At 71.2% G+C, this 18,809-nt stretch carries 14 protein-coding genes; 7 read left to right on the forward strand and 7 right to left on the reverse strand.

Going from position 1 to position 18,809, the window contains the following annotated elements; all coding sequences use genetic code 11:
- Positions 1–84: 84 nt before the first annotated feature.
- From ABXS86_RS08750 to ABXS86_RS08780, 7 genes are all read right to left on the reverse strand, one after another.
- The gene (locus ABXS86_RS08750) at positions 85–1,632 is read right to left on the reverse strand and encodes a DEAD/DEAH box helicase (RefSeq protein WP_353664159.1); all 1,548 of its coding nucleotides are present in this window, start codon (positions 1,630–1,632) and stop codon (positions 85–87) included.
- Positions 1,633–1,816: 184 nt separating this feature from the next.
- A complete protein-coding gene (locus ABXS86_RS08755) occupies positions 1,817–2,389 on the reverse strand; it encodes a DNA-3-methyladenine glycosylase I (RefSeq protein ID WP_353664160.1) in 573 nt (190 codons plus the stop codon).
- 123 nt (positions 2,390–2,512) lie between these two features.
- Complete coding sequence (locus ABXS86_RS08760) at positions 2,513–4,615, reverse strand: acyl-CoA dehydrogenase (RefSeq protein ID WP_353664161.1); 2,103 nt, start codon at positions 4,613–4,615, stop codon at positions 2,513–2,515.
- A 591-nt stretch (positions 4,616–5,206) separates the two neighbouring features.
- Positions 5,207–7,249, reverse strand: coding sequence for a DNA helicase RecQ (recQ, locus tag ABXS86_RS08765; RefSeq protein WP_353664162.1), 2,043 nt, complete (start codon positions 7,247–7,249; stop codon positions 5,207–5,209).
- Between the two features lie 169 nt (positions 7,250–7,418).
- Positions 7,419–11,423, reverse strand: coding sequence for a type VII secretion protein EccCa (eccCa, locus tag ABXS86_RS08770; protein ID WP_353664163.1), 4,005 nt, complete (start codon positions 11,421–11,423; stop codon positions 7,419–7,421).
- Entirely contained in the window at positions 11,420–12,427 is a 1,008-nt protein-coding gene (locus ABXS86_RS08775) for an RDD family protein (RefSeq protein WP_353664164.1), read from the reverse strand. The genes eccCa and ABXS86_RS08775 overlap by 4 nt, the downstream gene beginning before the upstream one ends.
- Positions 12,424–13,788, reverse strand: coding sequence for a hypothetical protein (locus ABXS86_RS08780; protein ID WP_353664165.1), 1,365 nt, complete (start codon positions 13,786–13,788; stop codon positions 12,424–12,426). Before ABXS86_RS08780 ends, ABXS86_RS08775 begins: the two co-directional genes overlap by 4 nt.
- 291 nt (positions 13,789–14,079) lie before the next feature.
- On the opposite strand from ABXS86_RS08780, the gene ABXS86_RS08785 reads away from it, so the two are divergent.
- From ABXS86_RS08785 to ABXS86_RS08815, 7 genes are all read left to right on the forward strand, one after another.
- On the forward strand, positions 14,080–14,391 hold the full coding sequence (locus tag ABXS86_RS08785; protein ID WP_353664166.1) for a WXG100 family type VII secretion target: 312 nt from the start codon (positions 14,080–14,082) through the stop codon (positions 14,389–14,391).
- Between the two features lie 29 nt (positions 14,392–14,420).
- Entirely contained in the window at positions 14,421–14,708 is a 288-nt protein-coding gene (locus ABXS86_RS08790) for a WXG100 family type VII secretion target (RefSeq protein WP_230704084.1), read from the forward strand.
- A 113-nt stretch (positions 14,709–14,821) separates the two neighbouring features.
- Positions 14,822–15,217, forward strand: a complete 396-nt coding sequence (locus ABXS86_RS08795; RefSeq protein WP_144830139.1) for a hypothetical protein — start codon at positions 14,822–14,824, stop codon at positions 15,215–15,217.
- A gap of 44 nt (positions 15,218–15,261) precedes the next feature.
- Positions 15,262–16,512, forward strand: coding sequence for a S8 family peptidase (locus ABXS86_RS08800; protein WP_353664167.1), 1,251 nt, complete (start codon positions 15,262–15,264; stop codon positions 16,510–16,512).
- Positions 16,509–18,080: a hypothetical protein gene (locus ABXS86_RS08805; protein ID WP_353664168.1), complete on the forward strand. Its 1,572-nt coding sequence runs from the start codon at positions 16,509–16,511 to the stop codon at positions 18,078–18,080. The genes ABXS86_RS08800 and ABXS86_RS08805 overlap by 4 nt, the downstream gene beginning before the upstream one ends.
- Positions 18,081–18,134: 54 nt before the next feature.
- Entirely contained in the window at positions 18,135–18,452 is a 318-nt protein-coding gene (locus ABXS86_RS08810; RefSeq protein WP_144830148.1) for a WXG100 family type VII secretion target, read from the forward strand.
- A complete protein-coding gene (locus tag ABXS86_RS08815) occupies positions 18,452–18,745 on the forward strand; it encodes a WXG100 family type VII secretion target (protein ID WP_144830152.1) in 294 nt (97 codons plus the stop codon). The genes ABXS86_RS08810 and ABXS86_RS08815 overlap by 1 nt, the downstream gene beginning before the upstream one ends.
- The last annotated feature ends 64 nt before the right edge of the window (positions 18,746–18,809 follow it).

The following is an 18,809-nucleotide window of genomic DNA, read 5'->3' on the forward strand; positions in this document are numbered from 1 at the left end:
CGTCCGCATCCGCACGACGGCAGCTGCGGCCGGAGACGACGATGCCCCCGCAGACGGATCTGCGGGGGCATCGGGAGGATCGACTCAGCCCTGGGCGCGACGGTTGGTGCGGGGGCTGCGTGCTCCGACGACCATGCCGGTCGTGGGGGTTCCGGATGCCGAGCGGCCGGCGCCCTGCGAACGACCCGCACCCGTGCGCTGACCACCGGCGGCCGACTGGCCGCGGCCCGCGCCGGAGGAACGCTGACCCTGGCCACGACCACCCTGCGGGGCGCGACCGGCGGCGGGAGCGTCGGTACCCTGGGCGCTGCCACCCCGACCGCGGCGCTGGCGACCGCCACCGGCGGCGGGAGCCACGGCATCCGCGCCCTGCGTGCGCTGTGCGCGCTTGCGCTGGGCGTTGGCACCCTGCGAGCGACCGCCGCCCTGCGGCTGGGCCACGATGGGCTCGGGCTTGACGTAGGCGGCGACCTCGCCGACGAGCGCGACGACCTCGGGAGAGGTCGGGGTCACGGCCGTGGGCGTGGCCGAGATCTTGGCCTTGCGCAGGATGTCGAGGGTGTCGCGACGCTGCTCGGGGAGCATGATCGTGACGACGTCACCGGCGGTGCCGGCACGGGCGGTACGGCCCGAGCGGTGCAGGTACGCCTTGTGCTCGACGGGCGGGTCGACGTGGACGACGAGCTCGACACCGTCGACGTGCACGCCGCGGGCGGCGACGTCGGTGGCGACGAGCACCTTGGCGCGTCCGTCGCCGAAGGCGGCGAGGTTGCGGTCGCGCTGCGGCTGCGACAGGTTTCCGTGCAGGTCGACCGAGGGGATGCCCGCGGCCGTGAGGGCCTTCGCGAGCTTTTTGGCCTGGTGCTTGGTGCGCATGAAGAGGATGCGGCGCGCGGTGCCCGAGGCGAGCGTCTGCACGAGGTCCTTCTTGGCGTCGGCGTCGGCGGGAGCGAAGACGTGGTGGGTCATCGCCGCGACGTGCGAGTGCGCCTCGTCGACCGAGTGCAGCACCTCGTTGCGCAGGAAGCGCTTGACGAGCTTGTCCACACCGTTGTCGAGGGTGGCCGAGAACAGCAGGCGCTGACCACCGGCGGGCGTGCGCGACAGCAGACGCGTCACGCCGGGGAGGAAGCCGAGGTCGGCCATGTGGTCGGCCTCGTCGAGCACGGTGATCTCGATGTCGTCGAGGCTCGCGTAGCCCTGACCGATGAGGTCTTCGAGGCGACCGGGGCAGGCGACGAGGATGTCGACTCCTCCGGCGAACGCGTCGACCTGGCGCTTCTGGTTCACGCCGCCGTAGACGGTGGTGGTGACCAGGCCGTAGGCCGCGGCGAGGGGCTTGATGACCTCGTCGATCTGGTTGGCGAGCTCACGGGTGGGGGCGAGCACGAGCGCACGGGGCTTGCGGCCACGACGGCGGTCGTTCTTGCCGGCGAGGCGGGCGACGAGGGGCAGCGCGAAGGCGAGGGTCTTGCCCGAGCCCGTCTTGCCGCGGCCGAGCACGTCGCGGCCGGCCAGGGTGTCGGGCAGGGTGTCGGCCTGGATGGGAAACGCGTCGTTCTTGCCTTGCGAGGCGAGAACGTCGACGAGAGGGGCGGGCACGCCGAAGTCGGCGAAAGTCTGGGACGTCATGAATACTCCTGCCGCGGCGCACGCGCGCACGGCGATTCGGGATGCCGCGAAGCTGCGGCCAAGTGGGCGAAGGCGCCGAGTGGCGCATCCGTTCGCCGTGAAGGTCAAAGGCCCGAAAGAAGGGGCCGGTGCGTTCGACGACGCAGGGAGCGAAGGCTCCCGATGAGACCAGTCTAGCGGGGCGTCACGCCTCCGCGCGCCAGCACCCCGCGACGTGGTCGTCGACCATGCCCGCGGACTGCATGAGCGCGTACATCGTGGTGGGCCCGACGAAGCGGAAACCCCGGCGCCGCAGCTCTTTGCTCAAGGCGGTCGACTCGGCGGTGACGGCAGGCACGTCGGCGAACGTGCGGGGAGGGGTGTGCGCCACCGGCGCGAACGACCACATCAGAGCGTCGAGCTCGCCGTCGGCCATGCCTTCGACCAGGCCGGCGTTGCCGATCACGGCCTCGATCTTGGCGCGATTGCGGATGATCCCGGCATCCTGCATCAATCTCTCGACGTCGTCGGGGCCGAAGGCGGCGACCACCGCCGGATCGAAGTCGTGGAACACCTCGCGGAAGCGCGGGCGCTTGCGCAGGATCGTGATCCAGGCGAGCCCGGCCTGGAAGCCCTCGAGACTCGTCTTCTCGAAGAGGCGGCGGTCGCCGTGCAGCGCCGTGCCCCACTCCTCGTCGTGGTAGCGCTGGTACTCGGCGTCGGTGCCCGCCCAGGCGCAGCGCCGGATGCCGTCGGCTCCGGTCACGAGATCGGTCATGGGACCCAGGCTAGAGGGGACCTCCGACACCGCGGCATCCGGAGCCTCGTCCTGCCCCGCGAACGGGGCCGACACGAGAACAGGCCGACCCGTCGTGGATCGGCCTGCTCTCGTGCGGATGGATTACTTGGCGGGCTTTTTCTCCGGCACGGGAGCCTTGCCCGACGCCTTCAGCTCGGCGTAGTACGCGGCCGCCTCGTTCTGGCGGTCGTCCTCGACACCCGAGGCGATCGACGCCCGGATGTGCTCGGGACCGTAGCCGAACGCGTCGACCAGGTCTTGCGCGTGCGGGCGCAGACGACGGCACAGGCGGTCGATGTAGCTCGATACCGCGGCCCCGCGCTGCGCGGACAGGCGGCCGTTGATGAGGTACCAGGCGAGGTGCTTCTCGATGAGCTGCAGGCCGAAGAGGTCGCGCAGCCAGGTGAGCACCGTGAGCGTGTCGCGGTCGGTAATGCGGTTGATGGCGTCGGTGAACGCCTCCCACTGCAGCAGTTCGCCGTGCGCGCGCGCCGCTTCGATCAGCTGCGCCTGGTTCTCGTTGAACAGCGCCGCCGCGTCTTCACGTGAGAGCTTGGATGCCGGACGCAGGCGCCCCGCGATGTCGGCGATCATCTGCTGGACGCGGTCGGCGAGCAGCTCGTGCTGCTGCTCGGCGCGCAGGCCCCGCTCGACCGCACGGGCGGTGGAGCCGAAGTCGGACACGGCCTGGCCGAGCTGACGCATGCCCGCGCCGTGGAACAGCTTGCCCGCGGTCTGACCGACCGCGAAGGCGGCCAGCTGCTTGGCGTCCTTGCCCTTGAACTGTCGGGCGTAGTCGGCGAGCAGTCGCTTGCCGACGAGCTGCAGCAGGATGTTGTTGTCGCCCTCGAACGTCACGTAGATGTCGAGGTCGGCGCGCAGGCCCACGAGGCGGTTCTCGAAGAGGAAGCCCTGCCCGCCGCACGCCTCGCGCGACTCCTGCAGGGTGTCGAGCGCGTGCCAGGTCGACAGCGGCTTGAGGGCCGCGGCGAGGGTCTCGAGGTCTTCGCGGTCGGCGTCGGTGTCGAGGCGGCCGCTGAAGACGCCGTCGAACTTCTGCAGGAACTCGTCGTGGGCGAAGATCTGCGCGTAGGTGGTGGCCAGACGCGGGAGCAGGCGACGCTGGTGCTTGCCGTAGTCGAGCAGGGTCACCTCGGGGGTGCCGCTGCCGGAGTCGAACTGACGACGCTGGTTGCCGTAGGTGATGGCGATCGTGAGGCCGATGGCCGAGGCCCATGCCGCTGCACCGTCGAGCGACACGCGACCCTGCACGAGCGTGCCGAGCATCGTGAAGAAGCGACGACCGGGGCTGGCGATGTCGCTCGAGTAGGTGCCGTCGGCGGCGACGTCGCCGTAGCGGTTCAGCAGGTTGGTACGCGGGACGCGCACCTGGTCGAAGTGGAGTCGGCCGTTGTCGATACCGTTCAGACCGCCCTTGAGGCCGTCGTCCTCGCCGCCGATGCCGGGGAGGAAGTTCCCCTCGTCGTCACGCAGCGGCACATAGAAGCAGTGCACGCCGTGATTGACGCCGTCGGTGATGAGCTGGGCGAAGACCGTCGCTGCCTTGCCGTGCAGGGCCGCGTTGCCGAGGTAGTCCTTCCACGCACCGCGGAACGGCGTGTGGATGACGAACTCCTCGGTCGCGGGGTCGTAGGTCGCGGTCGTGCCGATGGCCGACACGTCGGAGCCGTGCCCGGTCTCGGTCATCGCGAAGGCGCCGGGGATGTCGAGGCTCATGATGCCCGGGAGCCACTTGTCGTGGTGCTCGCGCGTGCCCAGCTGCAGCACCGCCGAGCCGAACAGACCCCACTGCACGCCCGACTTGATCTGCAGGCTCGGGTCGGCGGCCACGAGCTCTTCGAAGCCGGCGATGTTGGCGCCGTTGTTCTCTTCGCCCCCGAAACGCTTCGGGAAGGCGCGGTGCACGGCCTTGTTCTGCACCAGCAGGTGCAGCTGGCTGAGGGTGCGCTCGCGGTGCGCATCCATGCCGAGGCTGTCGTCGCGCCAGAGGGCGGGATCCTTGATCAGCTCGCGCGCCTGGCGGCGGGTGTCGCCCCAGGTGCCGAGCAGCAGGTCGGTGACCCGCTCGGTATCGATACGCGCCTCGGAGGCCTCGGCGGCGGAGTGCGGCGCGGTGGGCGCACCCCCGACGGGCGTACGCGTGCTCGTGGCGGGCGTGGTGGGACGGACGGCGGCGTCGGTCATTCTCGGCACCTTTCGACGTTGCAAAGGACGTCTCTTACGGTAGGTGTCCCACAACGACAGCCCAAACCTCCTGTGCGATACGCACAACACTCGCGGGCCCCGCTGCGAGAGGTCGTTGTGGGTGGTCAACATTCCCGTGAGAGGGCTGAGCGATCGCGCGTGACCGGTGGCTTCGACGAGCTCAGCCACTCCCGCCGAGGGAGGTCCCTGAGCCCGTCGAAGGGACCGGGACCCGTGCGGAGCTCAGTTCGCAGCGGCTTCGACGAGCTCAGCCACCCCCGCCGAGCGAGGTCCCTGAGCCCGTCGAAGGGACCGGGACCCGTGCGGAGCTCAGTTCGCAGCGGCTTCGACGAGCTCAGCCACCCCCGCCGAGCGAGGTCCCTGAGCCCGTCGAAGGGACCGGGACCCGTGCGGAGGTCAGTTCGCGGTGGCTTCGACGAGCTCAGCCACCCCCGCCGAGCGAGGTCCCTGAGCCTGTCGAAGGGACCGGGACCCGTGCGGAGGTCAGTTCGCGGTGGCTTCGACAATCGCCGCCGCCTCCGCCGAGCGAGGTCCCTGAGCCTGTCGAAGGGACCGGAACCCGTGCGGAGGTCAGTTCGCGGCGACCACCGTCAGGATGCCGTCGCCGTACGCCTCGCGCTTCTTCGCACCGATGCCGGTGATGCCGTCGAGATCGGCGATCGCAGCCGGCCGCGCAGCGGCGATCGCCCGCAGGGTCGCGTCACCGAAGACGATGTAGGCCGGCACGCCCTGCTCGCGCGCCTTCTCGGCGCGCCAGGCGCGGAGCGCCTCGAACAGGTCGCGGTCGCCGGGGGCCACGTCATCGGCACTCGACTTCCGTTGCCGGCTGCCGCCGCCACCCCCACCGCCGGTGCGGCCGAGCGCATCGCGTCGCAGCGGCACCGGCGTCTCGCCGCGCAGCACGCCGGCCGAGGCCTCGCTCAGCGCGAGCGTGCCGTAGTCGCCCTGCGCGACGACGATGCCGCGGGCGAGCAGCTGCCGGATGACGCTGCGCCAGTCCTGATCGCTCAGGTCGGCGCCGAGTCCGTAGGTGCTGAGGCGGTCGTGCCCCTGCTGCGAGATGCGCTCGGTCTTGGCTCCGCGCAGGATGTCGATCAGGTGGCCCGCGCCGAAGGCCTGGCCCCGCTCGCGCTGCAGACGCACGATCGTCGACAGCAGCTTCTGCGCGGCGACGAGGCCGTCCCAGGTGTCGGGAGGGGTGAGGCACGTGTCACAGTTGCCGCACGGCTCGGATCGCTGCCCGAAGTAGTCGAGAAGGTTCTGCCGACGGCAGCCGACCGTCTCGCACAGTGCCAGCATCGCGTCGAGGTGCTGGCCGAGCCGCATCTTGTACGAGCGGTCGCCGGGCGACTGGTCGATCATGCGCCGCTGCTGCACGACGTCGCCGAGGCCGTAGGCCATCCAGACCACCGAGGGGTCACCGTCGCGACCGGCGCGACCGGTCTCTTGGTAGTACCCCTCGACCGACTTGGGCAGGTCGATGTGGGCGACGAAGCGCACGTCGGGCTTGTCGATGCCCATACCGAAGGCGATCGTGGCGACCATGACCACCCCGTCTTCACGGAGGAAGCGCGACTGGTGCGTCGCCCGCACCGACGAGTCGAGACCCGCGTGGTACGGCAGGGCGTTGAGCCCCTGCGACGACAGGTAGGCGGCGGTCTGCTCGACGGTCTTGCGACTGAGGGCGTAGACGATGCCGGCCGAGCCCTCGGGCTGCGACCGGATGAACTGCACGAGCTGGCGTCGCGGGTCGACCTTGGCGTCGATGCGGTACTGGATGTTGGGCCGGTCGAAGCTCGCCACGAACCCCCGAGCGTCGCGCAGGCGCAGACGCTCGACGATCTCTTGCGCCGTCTCGGGCGTCGCCGTGGCCGTGAGAGCCATTCGAGGAACGCCGGGGAAGCGCTCGGCAAGATCGCCCAGGGCGAGGTAGTCGGGGCGGAAGTCGTGGCCCCACTGCGACACGCAGTGCGCCTCGTCGATCGCGATGACGCTCAGTCGCCCGCGCGAGAGCAGGCCGAGGGTCTGCGCCCCGTTGAGGCGCTCGGGAGCGACGTAGAGCAGATCGAGCTCGCCCGCGAGATACGCCTGCTCGACGGCTTGACGCTCGGCCGGAGCCTGGGTGGAGTTGAGGTAGCCCGCGCGCACGCCGTTGGCGATGAGCGCCTCGACCTGGTCGTGCATCAGAGCGATGAGCGGGCTGACGACGAGGCCCGTGCCCGGGCGCACGAGCGCGGGCACCTGGTAGGTGACGCTCTTGCCGCCACCGGTCGGCATGAGCACGACGGCGTCGCCCCCGTCGACCACGTGCTGCACGATGTCTGCCTGGTCGCCGCGGAAGGCGTCGTAGCCGTAGACCTCGTGCAGCACCTCGCGCGGATCGCGCCCGGTGAAGTCGCGCACCGCGGGCAGTTCGCGCGCGGTGCCCGTCGCGGCCGCCGCCCGGGCGAAGGCCGACGTGGGATCGACCGGCGGGGGCGGGCCGTCGAAGTCGTCGGGCGGCCCGAACAGATCGGGGTCCCAGTCGGCGCCGGCGTACGGGTCGTCGGGGACGTCGAACGGCTCGGGCGGCGAGTCGGCGTAGGGCTCGGAGGCGGCGCCGGGATAAGTCACCCGACAACGGTAACCCGGGCCACCGACACCGACACCGCCCCGGCATCCGTCGGGGGACGACCGGGGACGACAGGGCGACTGTGGAGAAGGCGTGGCCCCCGGACGGGCGGGACAGAGACCGCCGCGGCATCCGTCGTGGATGCCGCGGCGGCTCAGGAGAGAACGTCAGTCAGTGCGCGGGCGGTGAGAACGCCAGCTGCGCGGCCACGAGTCCGTGCTCGCGGCTGACGATCTGCGCACGGCCGGGAGCCGCGCGCTCGGGCTTGACGCGCCCGATGAGCGCTCCCTCTTCGGGGTTGCCGCCCAGCAGGATGCCGGTGACGCCCAGGTCGGTGAAGCGCTGGATGATCGGGTCGTACGCCGCACGGCTGGCGCCGCCGGAGCGCCGCGTCAGGATGACGTGCAGGCCGAGGTCGCCCGCCTGGGCGAGCAGGGGCTGGAGCACTGCGAGCGGGTTGCCCTGGCTGGTGGCGACGAGGTCGTAGTCGTCGACCAGGATGAAGCCCTCGGCTCCCTTCCACCAGCTGCGCTCGCGCAGCTGCGCGGGCGTCACGTCGGGACCGGGGATCCGCGTGGAGAAGTACTGCGCGAGGTCGTTCATGCCGCCGGTGGCCAGGTCGTGCGAGGTCAGGTAGGCCCCGAGGTAGTCGTCGGGGATCTCGCCCAGCAGGGCGCGGCGGTAGTCGACGACGAAGATCTTCGCCTCGGCCGGCGTGTACAGGCGCTGGATCTCGGCGGCCGTCGCCCGCAGGAACGATGACTTTCCCATTCCCGAGTCGCCGTAGACGAACAGGTGCGGTTCGACGCGGGGGTCGATGCCGAACGGCGAGAGCTGCGCCTCTTCGATGCCCAGCAGCAGTCGACCGTCGCCGGGTTCGGTGAGCGCGCGCACCTCGTCGAGCGAGATCTCCTCCGGCAGCAGCCGGAGCTTCGGACCGGGTTCGCCGTGCCAGGCGGCGGAGACCTTGGCGATCATGTCGGACACGCCGTCGGCGATGGTCGCGGCATCGTCCGAACCGTCGATGCGCGGGACCGACGTGAGCATCTGCAGCTTGGTCGGGCTGAGTCCGCGTCCCGGCTGACCGACCGGGACGTTCGCGGCCTGCTTGCGGTCGACGTCGGAGTCGGTCGGGTCGCCGAGGCGGAGTTCGACGCGCGTCTGGATGAGGTCCTTGAGGTTCGCGCGGATCTCGAGCCACCGGTTGGCCGTGACGACCACGTGCACGCCGAAGCTCAGTCCTCGCGCGGCGATGGTCTGCACGCGCGCCTCGAGCGGCTCGAACTCCGAGCGCAGCGTCGACCAGCCGTCGACGACGAGGAAGACATCGCCGAAGCCGTCGTCGAGCCGGCCTTCGCGCCGACGCGAACGGTAGGTGTCCATCGAGTCGACGGCGTTGCGGCGGAAGTACTGCTCGCGCGCGTCGAGCACGGCCTCGACCTCGGCGACGGCGCGTCGCACAGCCTCGGGCTCGGTGCGCGTCGCGACGCCCGAGACGTGCGGGTGCTGCTGCATCGCGGTGAACCCTCCACCGCCGAAGTCGAGCACGAAGAACTGGAACTCCTGCGGCGTGCCCGTCAGCGCGAGGGCCGAGACGAGCGTGCGGGCGAGCGTCGACTTGCCGCTGAGGGGCGAGCCCACGATGGCGACGTGACCGGCCGCCCCGCCGAGCGAAACGGTGAGGTTGTCGCGGCGCTGTTCGAGCGGGATGTCGACGACGCCGATCGGCACCGTGAGCGCCCCGGCGTCGCGCCAGCGCTTCGACACCAGCCCGAGGGTCGGGTCTTCGGCGAGGTCGGGCATGAGGGCGTCGAGCGGCGACGGCTGGGCCAGCGGCGGGAGCCATACCTGGTGGGCCTCGGGTCCGCGGTCCTTCATGCGGTCGACGGCGATCTGGAACGTCGAGCGCTTCTCGGCCACCGGTGCCGCGATGGCCGCGGGCGCGGCATCCGGAGTCTCATCGGCCTGGTCGTCGTCGGGCTGCGCGAGCGCGGTGAAGACCTCCACGCGCGCCGGACCCGAAGACGTACCGCCGAACTCGTCGACCGCGACGCCGGCGACGCCCTTGGGACGCCCCGACACGTACGCCGCACGGAACTGCACGAGGTTCTCGGTGTCGCTCTTGAGGAAGCCGACGCCCGGCTCCTGCGGGAGCGTATAGGCGTCGGGGGTGCCGATGATCGTGCGGGACTCGGATGCCGAGAAGGTGCGCAGACCGATGCGGTACGACAGGTACGTGTCGAGGCCGCGGAGCTTGCCCTCTTCGAGTCGCTGCGACGCGAGGAGCAGGTGCACGTGCAGCGAGCGGCCGACTCGACCGATGTTGAGGAAGCTGTCGACGAACTCGGGCTTCGCGGTCAGCAGCTCGGAGAACTCGTCGACGACGATGAGCAGGGCCGGAAGCGGGGCGAGATCGGTACGGCCACCGCGGCGCGCGGCCTCGTACTCGCCGACGTTGGCGAAGTTGCCCGAGGCGCGCAGCAGCTCCTGGCGGCGCACGACCTCACCCTGGAGCGCGTCCTGGAAGCGGTCGACGAGCGCGAGCTCGCTGCCGAGGTTGGTGATGACCGCCGACACGTGGGGCATCTCGGCCATGCCGGCGAACGTCGCACCACCCTTGAAGTCGACGAGCACGAAGTTCAACTGCTCGGGCGAGTGCGTCATCGCCAGCGCGAGAACGAGGGTGCGCAGCACCTCGGACTTGCCCGAACCGGTCGCGCCGACCATCACGCCGTGCGGGCCCATGCCCTGCGACGCCGACTCCTTCAGGTCGAGCACCAGCGGCGCTCCCGAGGGCTCCTGGCCGATCGGCACGCGCAGGCGATCGCGCTCGAGGCGGGGAGCCCACGCGCGGTCGAAGTCGACCGAACGCACGTCGGGAAGGCCGAGCAGTTCGGTCAGCTCGAGCTGCCCCTGCGTCGTCGGCGCATCGACGACGACCATCGGGGCGGGGCGCAGCGGCATGAGCCGCCGGGCGGTGGCCTCTGCTTCGGCCACCGTCATGGCATCCGGAACGAAGGTCTGCGCGCGGCCCGCACCGTCGATGAACTCCGCGGTGGCGGTCGGCGCCTTCTCGTCACCACGGCGCACCCGCACCGGAGCGGGCGCATCTGCAAGCGCGACGCGCGCGCTGAGCGGATCGTCGAGCTCGTCCCACCGGACGGGCAGATCGACGACCGTGACGCCCTGCGCCCCTTCGAGACCCGCGAGCTGCTCGTGGCCCGTGATCTCGACGCCGTCGACGATGAGCAGGACGTGCGGGGTCACTCCGGCGCCGGGGGCGAATCGCGGGCGCGACGCGAGCTGCGCGGGGAGCATGTCGACGAGTTCGTCGACGGATGCCGCGATCATGCGCGCCGGCCCGAGGCGGTCCTGCACCCGCGACGACATCGCGTGCGGCAGCCACTTCACCCAGTCCCACGCGGCGGTCTGCCCGGGGCCGGCCAGCACCGCGACGACGACGTCCTCGGGGTCGTGCAGGGTCGCGGCCGACGCCACGAGCGAGCGGGCGAGGCTGCGCACGGCCTCTTCGTCGGAGCCGACGAGCTCGACCCGCGCGTAATCGGCGAGCGGGAAGCCCAGCGGCAGATCGCGCTGGATCTCGTGCGTGAGCATGAAGCGGTGCGCGGCGGAGGCCGCCACCGGGTCGAGCTGGGCGAGCGGCGGAAGCTCCGGCGCCTCCAGCGTCAGGCTCAGGGGCTGATCCGTGACGCCGATGCGCGCGAGCAGGAACGTCTCATCGCCCGGCTGTCGCTCCCACACCCGCGAGCGCTCCTCGGCGATAAAGGGGAGGGCCGCGGGGGCGGGCATGATCCAGCCGCCGTGACGACGCTGCTTGCGCGCGGCGACGCGCACCGTCTCGCGAAGGTCCGCGAGGTACGCGAGGTACTCACGGCGGTTGCCGAGCACCTCGGCGTTGCGCTGCGCGCGCTGGCGCCAGCCGTTGACCGCGACGAAGCCGAGCGACGACAGCAGGAACATGCCGCCGATGAGGAAGCCGGTGGGGCCGCTGTTCGAGATCGTCACCATGACGATCGCGCCGACACTGCCGAGCATCGGCAGGAGGGAGGTCAGGATGCCGCTGCCGCCCTCGTTCGGCACGAGCTCGGGTGGCGGCTGCAGGACGATGCGTCCGTTGGGCTGCGACGGCGGGGCGATGCGCGGACCCGTGCTCACACCGGACCTCCGATCAGGCGACTCAGGGTGAAGACTCGTTCGCTCAGACGGACGCGCGCGCCGTCTTCGAGCAGCGTGCGGGCTCCGGGACGCAGGGCGTGCACCGTGCCGTCGTCGGAGATGATCTCGGAGCCGTTGGTCGACCCCGCGTCGATGACCCAGGCGTTCTCGCCGTCGTGCTCGAGCCGCAGGTGGGTCTTCGAGATCAGGCGGTCGGGATCGTCGACGACGATGAGCAGGTCGCCGGGCTCGTTCGAAACGGGCGCACGTCCGAAGTTGACCGCGGCGGGAAGGTCGAGCTGCTCGCGCTGGCCGGTGTCGAACACGATGAGCAGTTGCGCGTGCTCGGTGCGCGGGGCGGATGCCGCGGGCTCGGGGGTCACCGCGACGGGACCGGGGGCGATGACCGGGGCCCGCTCACCGGCGGCGGCGGGAGCGTCGATCGCGACGAGGGGCGTCTCCCACGCGGGGGCCTCGGGGAGGTCGACGACGGCGGCGTCGACTCGCAGCGGTTCGCGCGAGGTGGAGGGGCGAGCGTGCACCGTGGGCTCGGACAGTTCGCGGGCGTCGTCGGCATCCGTCGTCTTGTCTTTGGGCACCGAAAGCAGCACCGTTCCGGCCGCGCGATCGGCCCACGACCGTCGCCGACCGCTCTTGTCGAACGCGGCGGATGCCACGACGACCCAGGCACCCGCCACCAGCACGAGACCGCCGAGCACGACGAGCGAGCCGCGGACGAACGCCCGCCCCGCGCCCGGGACGACAGGCTCGTCGACGCGCGCGGCGCGCAGGCCGAACAGCAGGGCGCCCGGCGTCAGGCCGCGTCGCGCCTGGAGGATCCACAGGCCCAGGAGCGCTTCGGCGGCCACGGCGATGCCAAGGACCGGGGAGCCGAGGAGGAATGCCACGCCCGAGGAGATGACCACGAGGGCCGCATCGACGCTGAAGGCACCCAGTCGCACCCCCACCGTCGCGGGCGCGCCGAACGGCGGCGTCTGCGTCATGTCGCCATCATCGCACGCGCGATCTCCACCGCTCCGGCGGCCAACATGCCCGCCGGAAGAGAGAACGCCGTCGCCAGCGCCTCGAAGACGTCGCCCGTGCGCGACCACCCCAGCGAACGCAATCCGCGCCCGACCGGCACCACCAGCAGCGCGGCGCCGAGGCCCACCACCAGCAGGAGTCCCGCCACGACCACGAGGAGCCCCGACGGGATGGTCGGCACGAGGGCCGCGAGCACCGCCGCGAAGACGACGGCTGCCCCCACGCGGGCCACCCAGCGCAGGAACGGCACCGTGCTCTTGCGCGAACCGAGCAGAAGAGCGAGGACGACGGTGGATGCCAGCGCGATGCGCCCGGCCATCACGACGGGGTTGTCGACCGCAAAGGTCGGCAGAGCCGTGAACGCGCTGGCAGCGCCCGCCGTCACGAGCATCACGACGCCGACCGTCAACCGCGCGGTCGAGCGTTCGACCAGGGCGTCGGCGTCGTCGGCCTCGATCGTGCGCACCTCTTCGGGCAGGTTCTGACGCACCGTCCAGCGGGTGCTCTGGAAGCGGCCGTAATCGATGAAGGTGCCGGGTTCGACGTCGACCAGGCTGGCCTGAAGCACCCGCTGCGCGACGGGGACGAGGCCGAGGGTGATCGCCGCCGGCGCCGAAGGGTCGAGATGTAGCAGGAGAGAGAGCCCCCACACGGCGGCGAGGATGGCCGCGATGATCGTGGCGGTGCGCCCCTGCGCGCGCAGGGTGTCAGTCGCGCCGAGCACTCCCACGACGCCTGTGACGACGGCGCCCGCGAGGAGCCCCGTGAACACGGCGACCAGCTCGGTCGAAGCGGGCTGGTCGGGCACGACCGCGACGCCTCCGCCGAAGGCGAGGGCGAGGAGACCCACGACCGGAGCGAGCGTCGCGGTGCGAGCGGAGGCGCGGAGGGCGAAGACGGTCGCCGCGGCGAGCGCCGCCAGCAGAGCCGCGGCGGCGACGACCGCGCGCACGTCGGGCGGGAGGGCGTCGGCACCGATGAGGCGGATAAGAGCCAGGATGCCACCGGCGGCCGCCATGACCCACCAGGCCGCCGTAGTGCGCGACGACGCGACCGGTCGCGAGGATCGCCCCGTCGCCTGCGCGACGGTGGCGCGCGGGTCGACCAGCACGAGCACGACTCCGTCGTCGAGGGTGGCCATCGAAGTCGAGCGGTCGATCTCGCGCCCCGAGACGCCGACGACGCGCACCGACCCATCGGAAGCGGACCCGGCGGCCCGCAGCACGTCGTCGATGCGAGCGTGGAGCGGGACGACGAGGTCGAAACGCGCAGCGCCGTCGATGAGCGCGACACGTCGCCCCTGCATCACTTCCGCGCTCAACGGTCCCCCTCGTTCTCGCGCCACCGACCCCAGGGCCGCCGCAACCGCACCAGCGTATCCACCCTGCGGGCATGCGCCGGTCTTTCCTCCCACCACCGGGAATAAAGATGAGAGTTTTGTCATCTTCGAAAAAGCGCAAGTGGCTTGTATCCCGGCACCGCTTTACATATCGTCGTGACCCGGTGGGGGGCTCCGGTTCTTCATCGATCCCGCGCGCGGGGCCGAATCCCGCGTGTGCAGACATGATCCGCAACGCCCGGGTTCGCCCGGAGGAACATCGAGGAGACACACGTGGCAGATCTCATCGCGGCCCAGGAGGGTGCGCTACGACGCGGAGCCGAAGCCGTCAACACCGCCAAGGGCGGCATCGACGAGCAGGTCCGCAAGGTCCGTTCCGAGCTCGACCAGGTTGCCGGTTTCTGGACCGGCGCAGCGGCCGGTTCGTACACGCAGCTCATGGCGCGCTGGAACGAAGAGACGACGAAGCTCAACGACGTGCTCGTCACGCTCGAAGACGCCCTGCGCGGCACCGAGCGCGACCAGGCGGCTTCGGAAGAGTCGCACCAGCAGACCATCGGCAACCTGGGCTCGCTGCTCGGCTGACCCCGCTCGACACGAAAGAAGGAACTCTCATGCAGTCCATGTCCGTTCGTCCCGAGCAGGTCATCGCCCTCTCCGGTCAGATCCGCAACGGTGCCTCCGGCATCCGCACCCGTCTCGACGAGCTCGAGTCGCAGGTCAACGCCCTCCGCTCCTCGTGGGACGGTGACGCGCAGACCGCGTACGACCAGGCGCAGGCCCAGTGGACGCAGTCCATCACCCGCCTGAACGAGCTGCTCCAGCAGATCGCCGGCAAGACCGACGAGATCGCCCAGGGCTACACCTCGACCGACAAGTCGGCCGCAGGCCGCTTCGCCTGACCCCCTTCGGAGCCGGTGGCCGCTGCGGTGGCCACCGGCTCCCGGGCTCACGCCCGTGCGCGGCACACTGCCGCCCTCCATACATTCCGATCACAGAGAAACGAGTGATCCCCATGGCCGAGTCGATCTTCCTCAATCTCGAGCTGGCGCTGCAGCGCGTGCTGCAACTGACCCAGGTGCCCGAGGAGCTCCCCTCCCCGGGAGCCATCGAGATCGTCGACGGCAACGGCACCGAGCCCGCCGCGGCGCGCTTGACCGATCAAATCCGTCAGCAGGCGATCGAACTGAGCCATCAGGTCGAGAACCTGCGCTCCACGGTCGCTCACAACGCCGAGGCCCTTTCTCAAGCGGCCCAGTCCCTGCAAGAGACGGACACCTCTGGGTCGCTCATGTCGCAGAACGCCCTGTCGATCGTCGAATCGGCGGCGGAGCCCGCTGCGGTAAGCGACCCCTCGTCCGGCGGGGGAGCAGCCGGTGTGCGGTCCGTCCTCCCGGGTGCGCCCCGGTGACCCGTCGGCAGGTTCTCGTCGGACGCACTCTCGGAGCGATATTGGTGGCCGGGGCCCTCGCGCTCGGCGGGGCCGCGCCGGCCGCGACCGCCGCCGCCGGCGGCGAGTACGACTGGTGGTACGACGCCTACCAGGTGCAGACCGCGCACGACGCGGGCCTCACCGGCGCCGGGGTGAAGGTCGCCGTCATCGACGGGCAGATCGATCCGAGCCTCCCGGTGTTCGAAGGCCGCAACCTCACCGTGAGCAAGGCTCAGCCGTGCAAGAACGGTGCGGCCTCGGCGACGGAGTCCGCCAACGAATCGTCCGTCCACGGCAGCACGATCACGGCCATGATCATCGGTAACGGCGCCGGCCCGAGCGGCGTTCGCGGTATCGCGCCCGATGCGGCCGTGACGTTCTACGGGTATGGATCTTCCGCAGAGAAGAAGGAACTCTGCGAAAGCCCCGAAGCCGGCCTGCGCGATTTCGGCTTCGCGGTCAAGACCGCCGTTGATGACGGCGCGAAGATAATCACGACCTCTGTGTCGATGTCGGCTTCCCCGAGCGATGCCACGGCCATCGCCTACGCGGTCGCAAAGGGGGCGATCGTGCTCGTGGCCACTCCGAACGCCGATTCCAGCTCCCTCGCGTCGAACGATCTGAGCACCATGAACGGCGTCGTCGCGGTCTCGGCCATCGACAGCTCGGGCGCCCTCCAGCCCGGTGACGGCGCATCGCCCTTCGGCGTGGCTCACGCCGACATCGTGGCCGCGGGAGTCGACCTCCCGACCGTGGGAGTCTCCGGCGACTGGAACACGAGCGGGGTCACCACCGGATCGTCTTTCTCGGCGCCGGTCGTCGGCGGAATGCTCGCCCTCGCGGCACAGAAGTGGCCCGAGGCCACCGGCAATCAACTGGTCCAGGCGATGATCGCGACCACCAACGGGACGCAGCACGATCCGACGCGCACTGAAGACGGGTACGGCTACGGCGCCGCGTGGTTGCCCACGATGCTCAGCATCGATCCCACTGGCTATCCGGACCGGACACCGCTCATGAACAAACCGGCGGGCTTCCCCACAACGGATCAGATCGACCGCGCTGTCGCCGCCGGAGGTTTCACCCCCGACGAGCAACCCCGCAGCATCGACCAGTACGCCGACGCCGAGCCCACCTCCACCGGCTCCGATCTCGGAGCGCTGGTGATGTGGGCCGCGATCGGTATCGGAGCCCTCGTCGTGGCGGCCGTGGTCGTCATCGTCCTCATCGTCGTCACCCAACGCCGCAAGGCTGGAAAGGGGAACAGATCGTGACAGGTATCTGGGAGCAACGTCTGCAGAATCTCGCCGAGGGCGGCGTGCCGTGGGACCTCCCGACCCGGTGGGAGCTGGCCGGGGCGCTCGAGGCACTCAAGCAGGTCCTCGACTCTGCCGCGGAAGACCCGGGCCTCGCGGGCGCGTCAGGCGACGCGGCACGAGCGCAGTTCACTCGGACGTCTCTCGAGATCGACGACCAACTCGTCTACCTCAGAGAGCACGTTCCGAGTCGGCTCGACCAGGCGAACGAGGTACGCCAGCAAGCGCGTGACTCCGCGGCGTCCCTTCCTCAAGGCCAGATGGACCCCGGGCAGCAGGCCATGGTCCGCGGGGCAGCCGCCGGAGCCTCCATCATCTTCGGTCCGGTCGCGTTCCTCGCCGGGGAGGGTGCCGGCCGTGCCATCAACGACTACATGGCTTCGCAGCGCGAGGCGGCTGCTCGAGAGGCCGTGGAGAAGCACTCGAACCAGTTGGACGATGTGGCGCTCGATCCACCCCCTCCGTTCACCGGGGGCGAATTCCCGCCTCCCCCGCCTCCGCCGCCCCCGCCGCCGCCGTACGACCCCGACGGCGGTACCGGCTCCACCAGCGGCCGAAGCTTCCAGTCGTACCCCGACTGGGACATGACCCCTGGCGGCGGCTCGAACGGAGGCGGCAACGTCGGCGGTGGCAACATCGGCGGCGGTGGCGAGATCGGCGGCGGCGGTAATGGCGGCGGCGGGGTCCCGACGGGCCCCGGACCCGGTGACTACGGCCCGTTCCCGACCCCGACCCCGGTTCCCGGTGGCCCGGCGCCCATCGACATCGGCAACGTTCCGCCCGACCCGACGCCCGACGGCCCGGTGATCGGAAGCCCGACGCTGCCCGGCGGCATCTCTCCGATGCCCGGCGGAGGTCTCGTCGGCGGTACGCCCGGCGGACCCGGTGCGGGTATCGGCTCGGGCCTCGGTGCGGGCCTCGTCGCCGGCGGTGGTGGCGCGCTTGCGCTCGGCCGCGTCGGTGGCGGTGGAGCCGGTGCCGGCGCCGGCGGCAGCCTATTCGGCGGCGGTACGGGCGGGGCCGGAGGCTCGGCCAAGGCCGGTGGCGGCGCCCGCTCGGGAGGCCTGCTCGGCAAGACCCCCGGTGGCGCTGGTCTCGGAGCCCGTGGTGTCGGCGGCCTCGCCGCCGGCGGTGGCACGCCCGCTTCGACCGCGGCCCGCGGCGCCGGTGTGCGCGGCGGCGCGAGCGGACTCGGCGGTGCGGGCGGTGCCGGAGGCACGGGCGCTGCCGGCGGATCCGCCAAGGGCGGGGCTCGCGGCGGCGGAGTCGGAGGCGGCACTTCCGCAGCAGGCGGATCCGCAAAGGGCGGGGCTCGCGGTGTCGGAGGCGGCTCGGCAGCCGGCGGCGGCCGCGGAGCGGCCTCGGGCTCGCGCGGCGTGGGCGGCATGGGCGGCCCCGGCTCGCGCTCCGACCGCAAGGACGAGGCCGCGCGCGGCCTCGGAGGCCCGATCGCTCCTCGCATGGAAGACGACGAAGAGATCGCCCCCCGGTCGGAGAACGCCCAGGCCGGCGGTCGCGACGAGTGACCGCTCGCCGAACACGTCCCTGCCTGATCGACTCCACGAAAGAGGAGAACCACGATGTCTGACCGCATCTCCGCCGGAGAGGGCGCGCTCGTCCGGGGCGCCGAAGCGGTGTCGGGCGCGCACGCCGACGTCAACGACAGCGTCCGCCGCGTGCTCGCCGAGCTCGACGAGCTCGCCGGCAACTGGGTCGGCGACGCCGCCTCGTCGTACAGCGCGCTGGTCAACGAGTGGACGGCCAGCGCCGACCGCTTGAACAGCACGCTCGTGACGCTCAGCGCCGCGCTCCGCTCGACCGCACAAGACCAGGAAGCGGTGGAAGAACAGCACCGCACCACCATCCACGGACTCGGCTCGATGCTGGGAGGCGAATGATGAGCGACCTTCGCGTCACCCCGGAAGCACTCCATTCGGCGGCGGGTCGCCTGCGCGCCGAGTCTGCCCGCATCGATGCGACGCTCGGCGGACTCGACGCCGAGGTCTCGCGACTGCGCGGGCAGTGGGAGGGCATGGCCCAGGTCGCCTACAACAACGCCCAGCAGCAGTGGAGTGCGACCCTCGAGCAGATGCGCGACGTGCTGCAGCGCATCGCGAACGCCACGGACTCCATCGCCGATGACTACGTCAGCGCCGACCGCGCCTCCGCGGCGCGGTTCGACGGGGCGTGACGCACCGCCCCGATAGGCTTTCGGGGTCTGACCGCAGGGGGGCTTCGGTCCGGAAAGAAGGGGC

The organism is Microbacterium sp. che218 (assembly GCF_040436305.1).
GTDB lineage: Bacteria > Actinomycetota > Actinomycetes > Actinomycetales > Microbacteriaceae > Microbacterium > Microbacterium algihabitans.

Excerpts from the sequence above, each read along its gene's own strand:
- ABXS86_RS08760 (WP_353664161.1), bottom strand. The coding sequence starts at position 4,615 with ATGACCGACGCCGCCGTCCGTCCCACCACGCCCGCCACGAGCACGCGT.
- ABXS86_RS08810 (WP_144830148.1), top strand. The coding sequence starts at position 18,135 with ATGTCTGACCGCATCTCCGCCGGAGAGGGCGCGCTCGTCCGGGGCGCC.
- ABXS86_RS08815 (WP_144830152.1), top strand. The coding sequence starts at position 18,452 with ATGAGCGACCTTCGCGTCACCCCGGAAGCACTCCATTCGGCGGCGGGT.
- ABXS86_RS08755 (WP_353664160.1), bottom strand. The coding sequence starts at position 2,389 with ATGACCGATCTCGTGACCGGAGCCGACGGCATCCGGCGCTGCGCCTGG.
- ABXS86_RS08775 (WP_353664164.1), bottom strand. The coding sequence starts at position 12,427 with ATGACGCAGACGCCGCCGTTCGGCGCGCCCGCGACGGTGGGGGTGCGA.
- ABXS86_RS08790 (WP_230704084.1), top strand. The coding sequence starts at position 14,421 with ATGCAGTCCATGTCCGTTCGTCCCGAGCAGGTCATCGCCCTCTCCGGT.
- ABXS86_RS08795 (WP_144830139.1), top strand. The coding sequence starts at position 14,822 with ATGGCCGAGTCGATCTTCCTCAATCTCGAGCTGGCGCTGCAGCGCGTG.
- ABXS86_RS08750 (WP_353664159.1), bottom strand. The coding sequence starts at position 1,632 with ATGACGTCCCAGACTTTCGCCGACTTCGGCGTGCCCGCCCCTCTCGTC.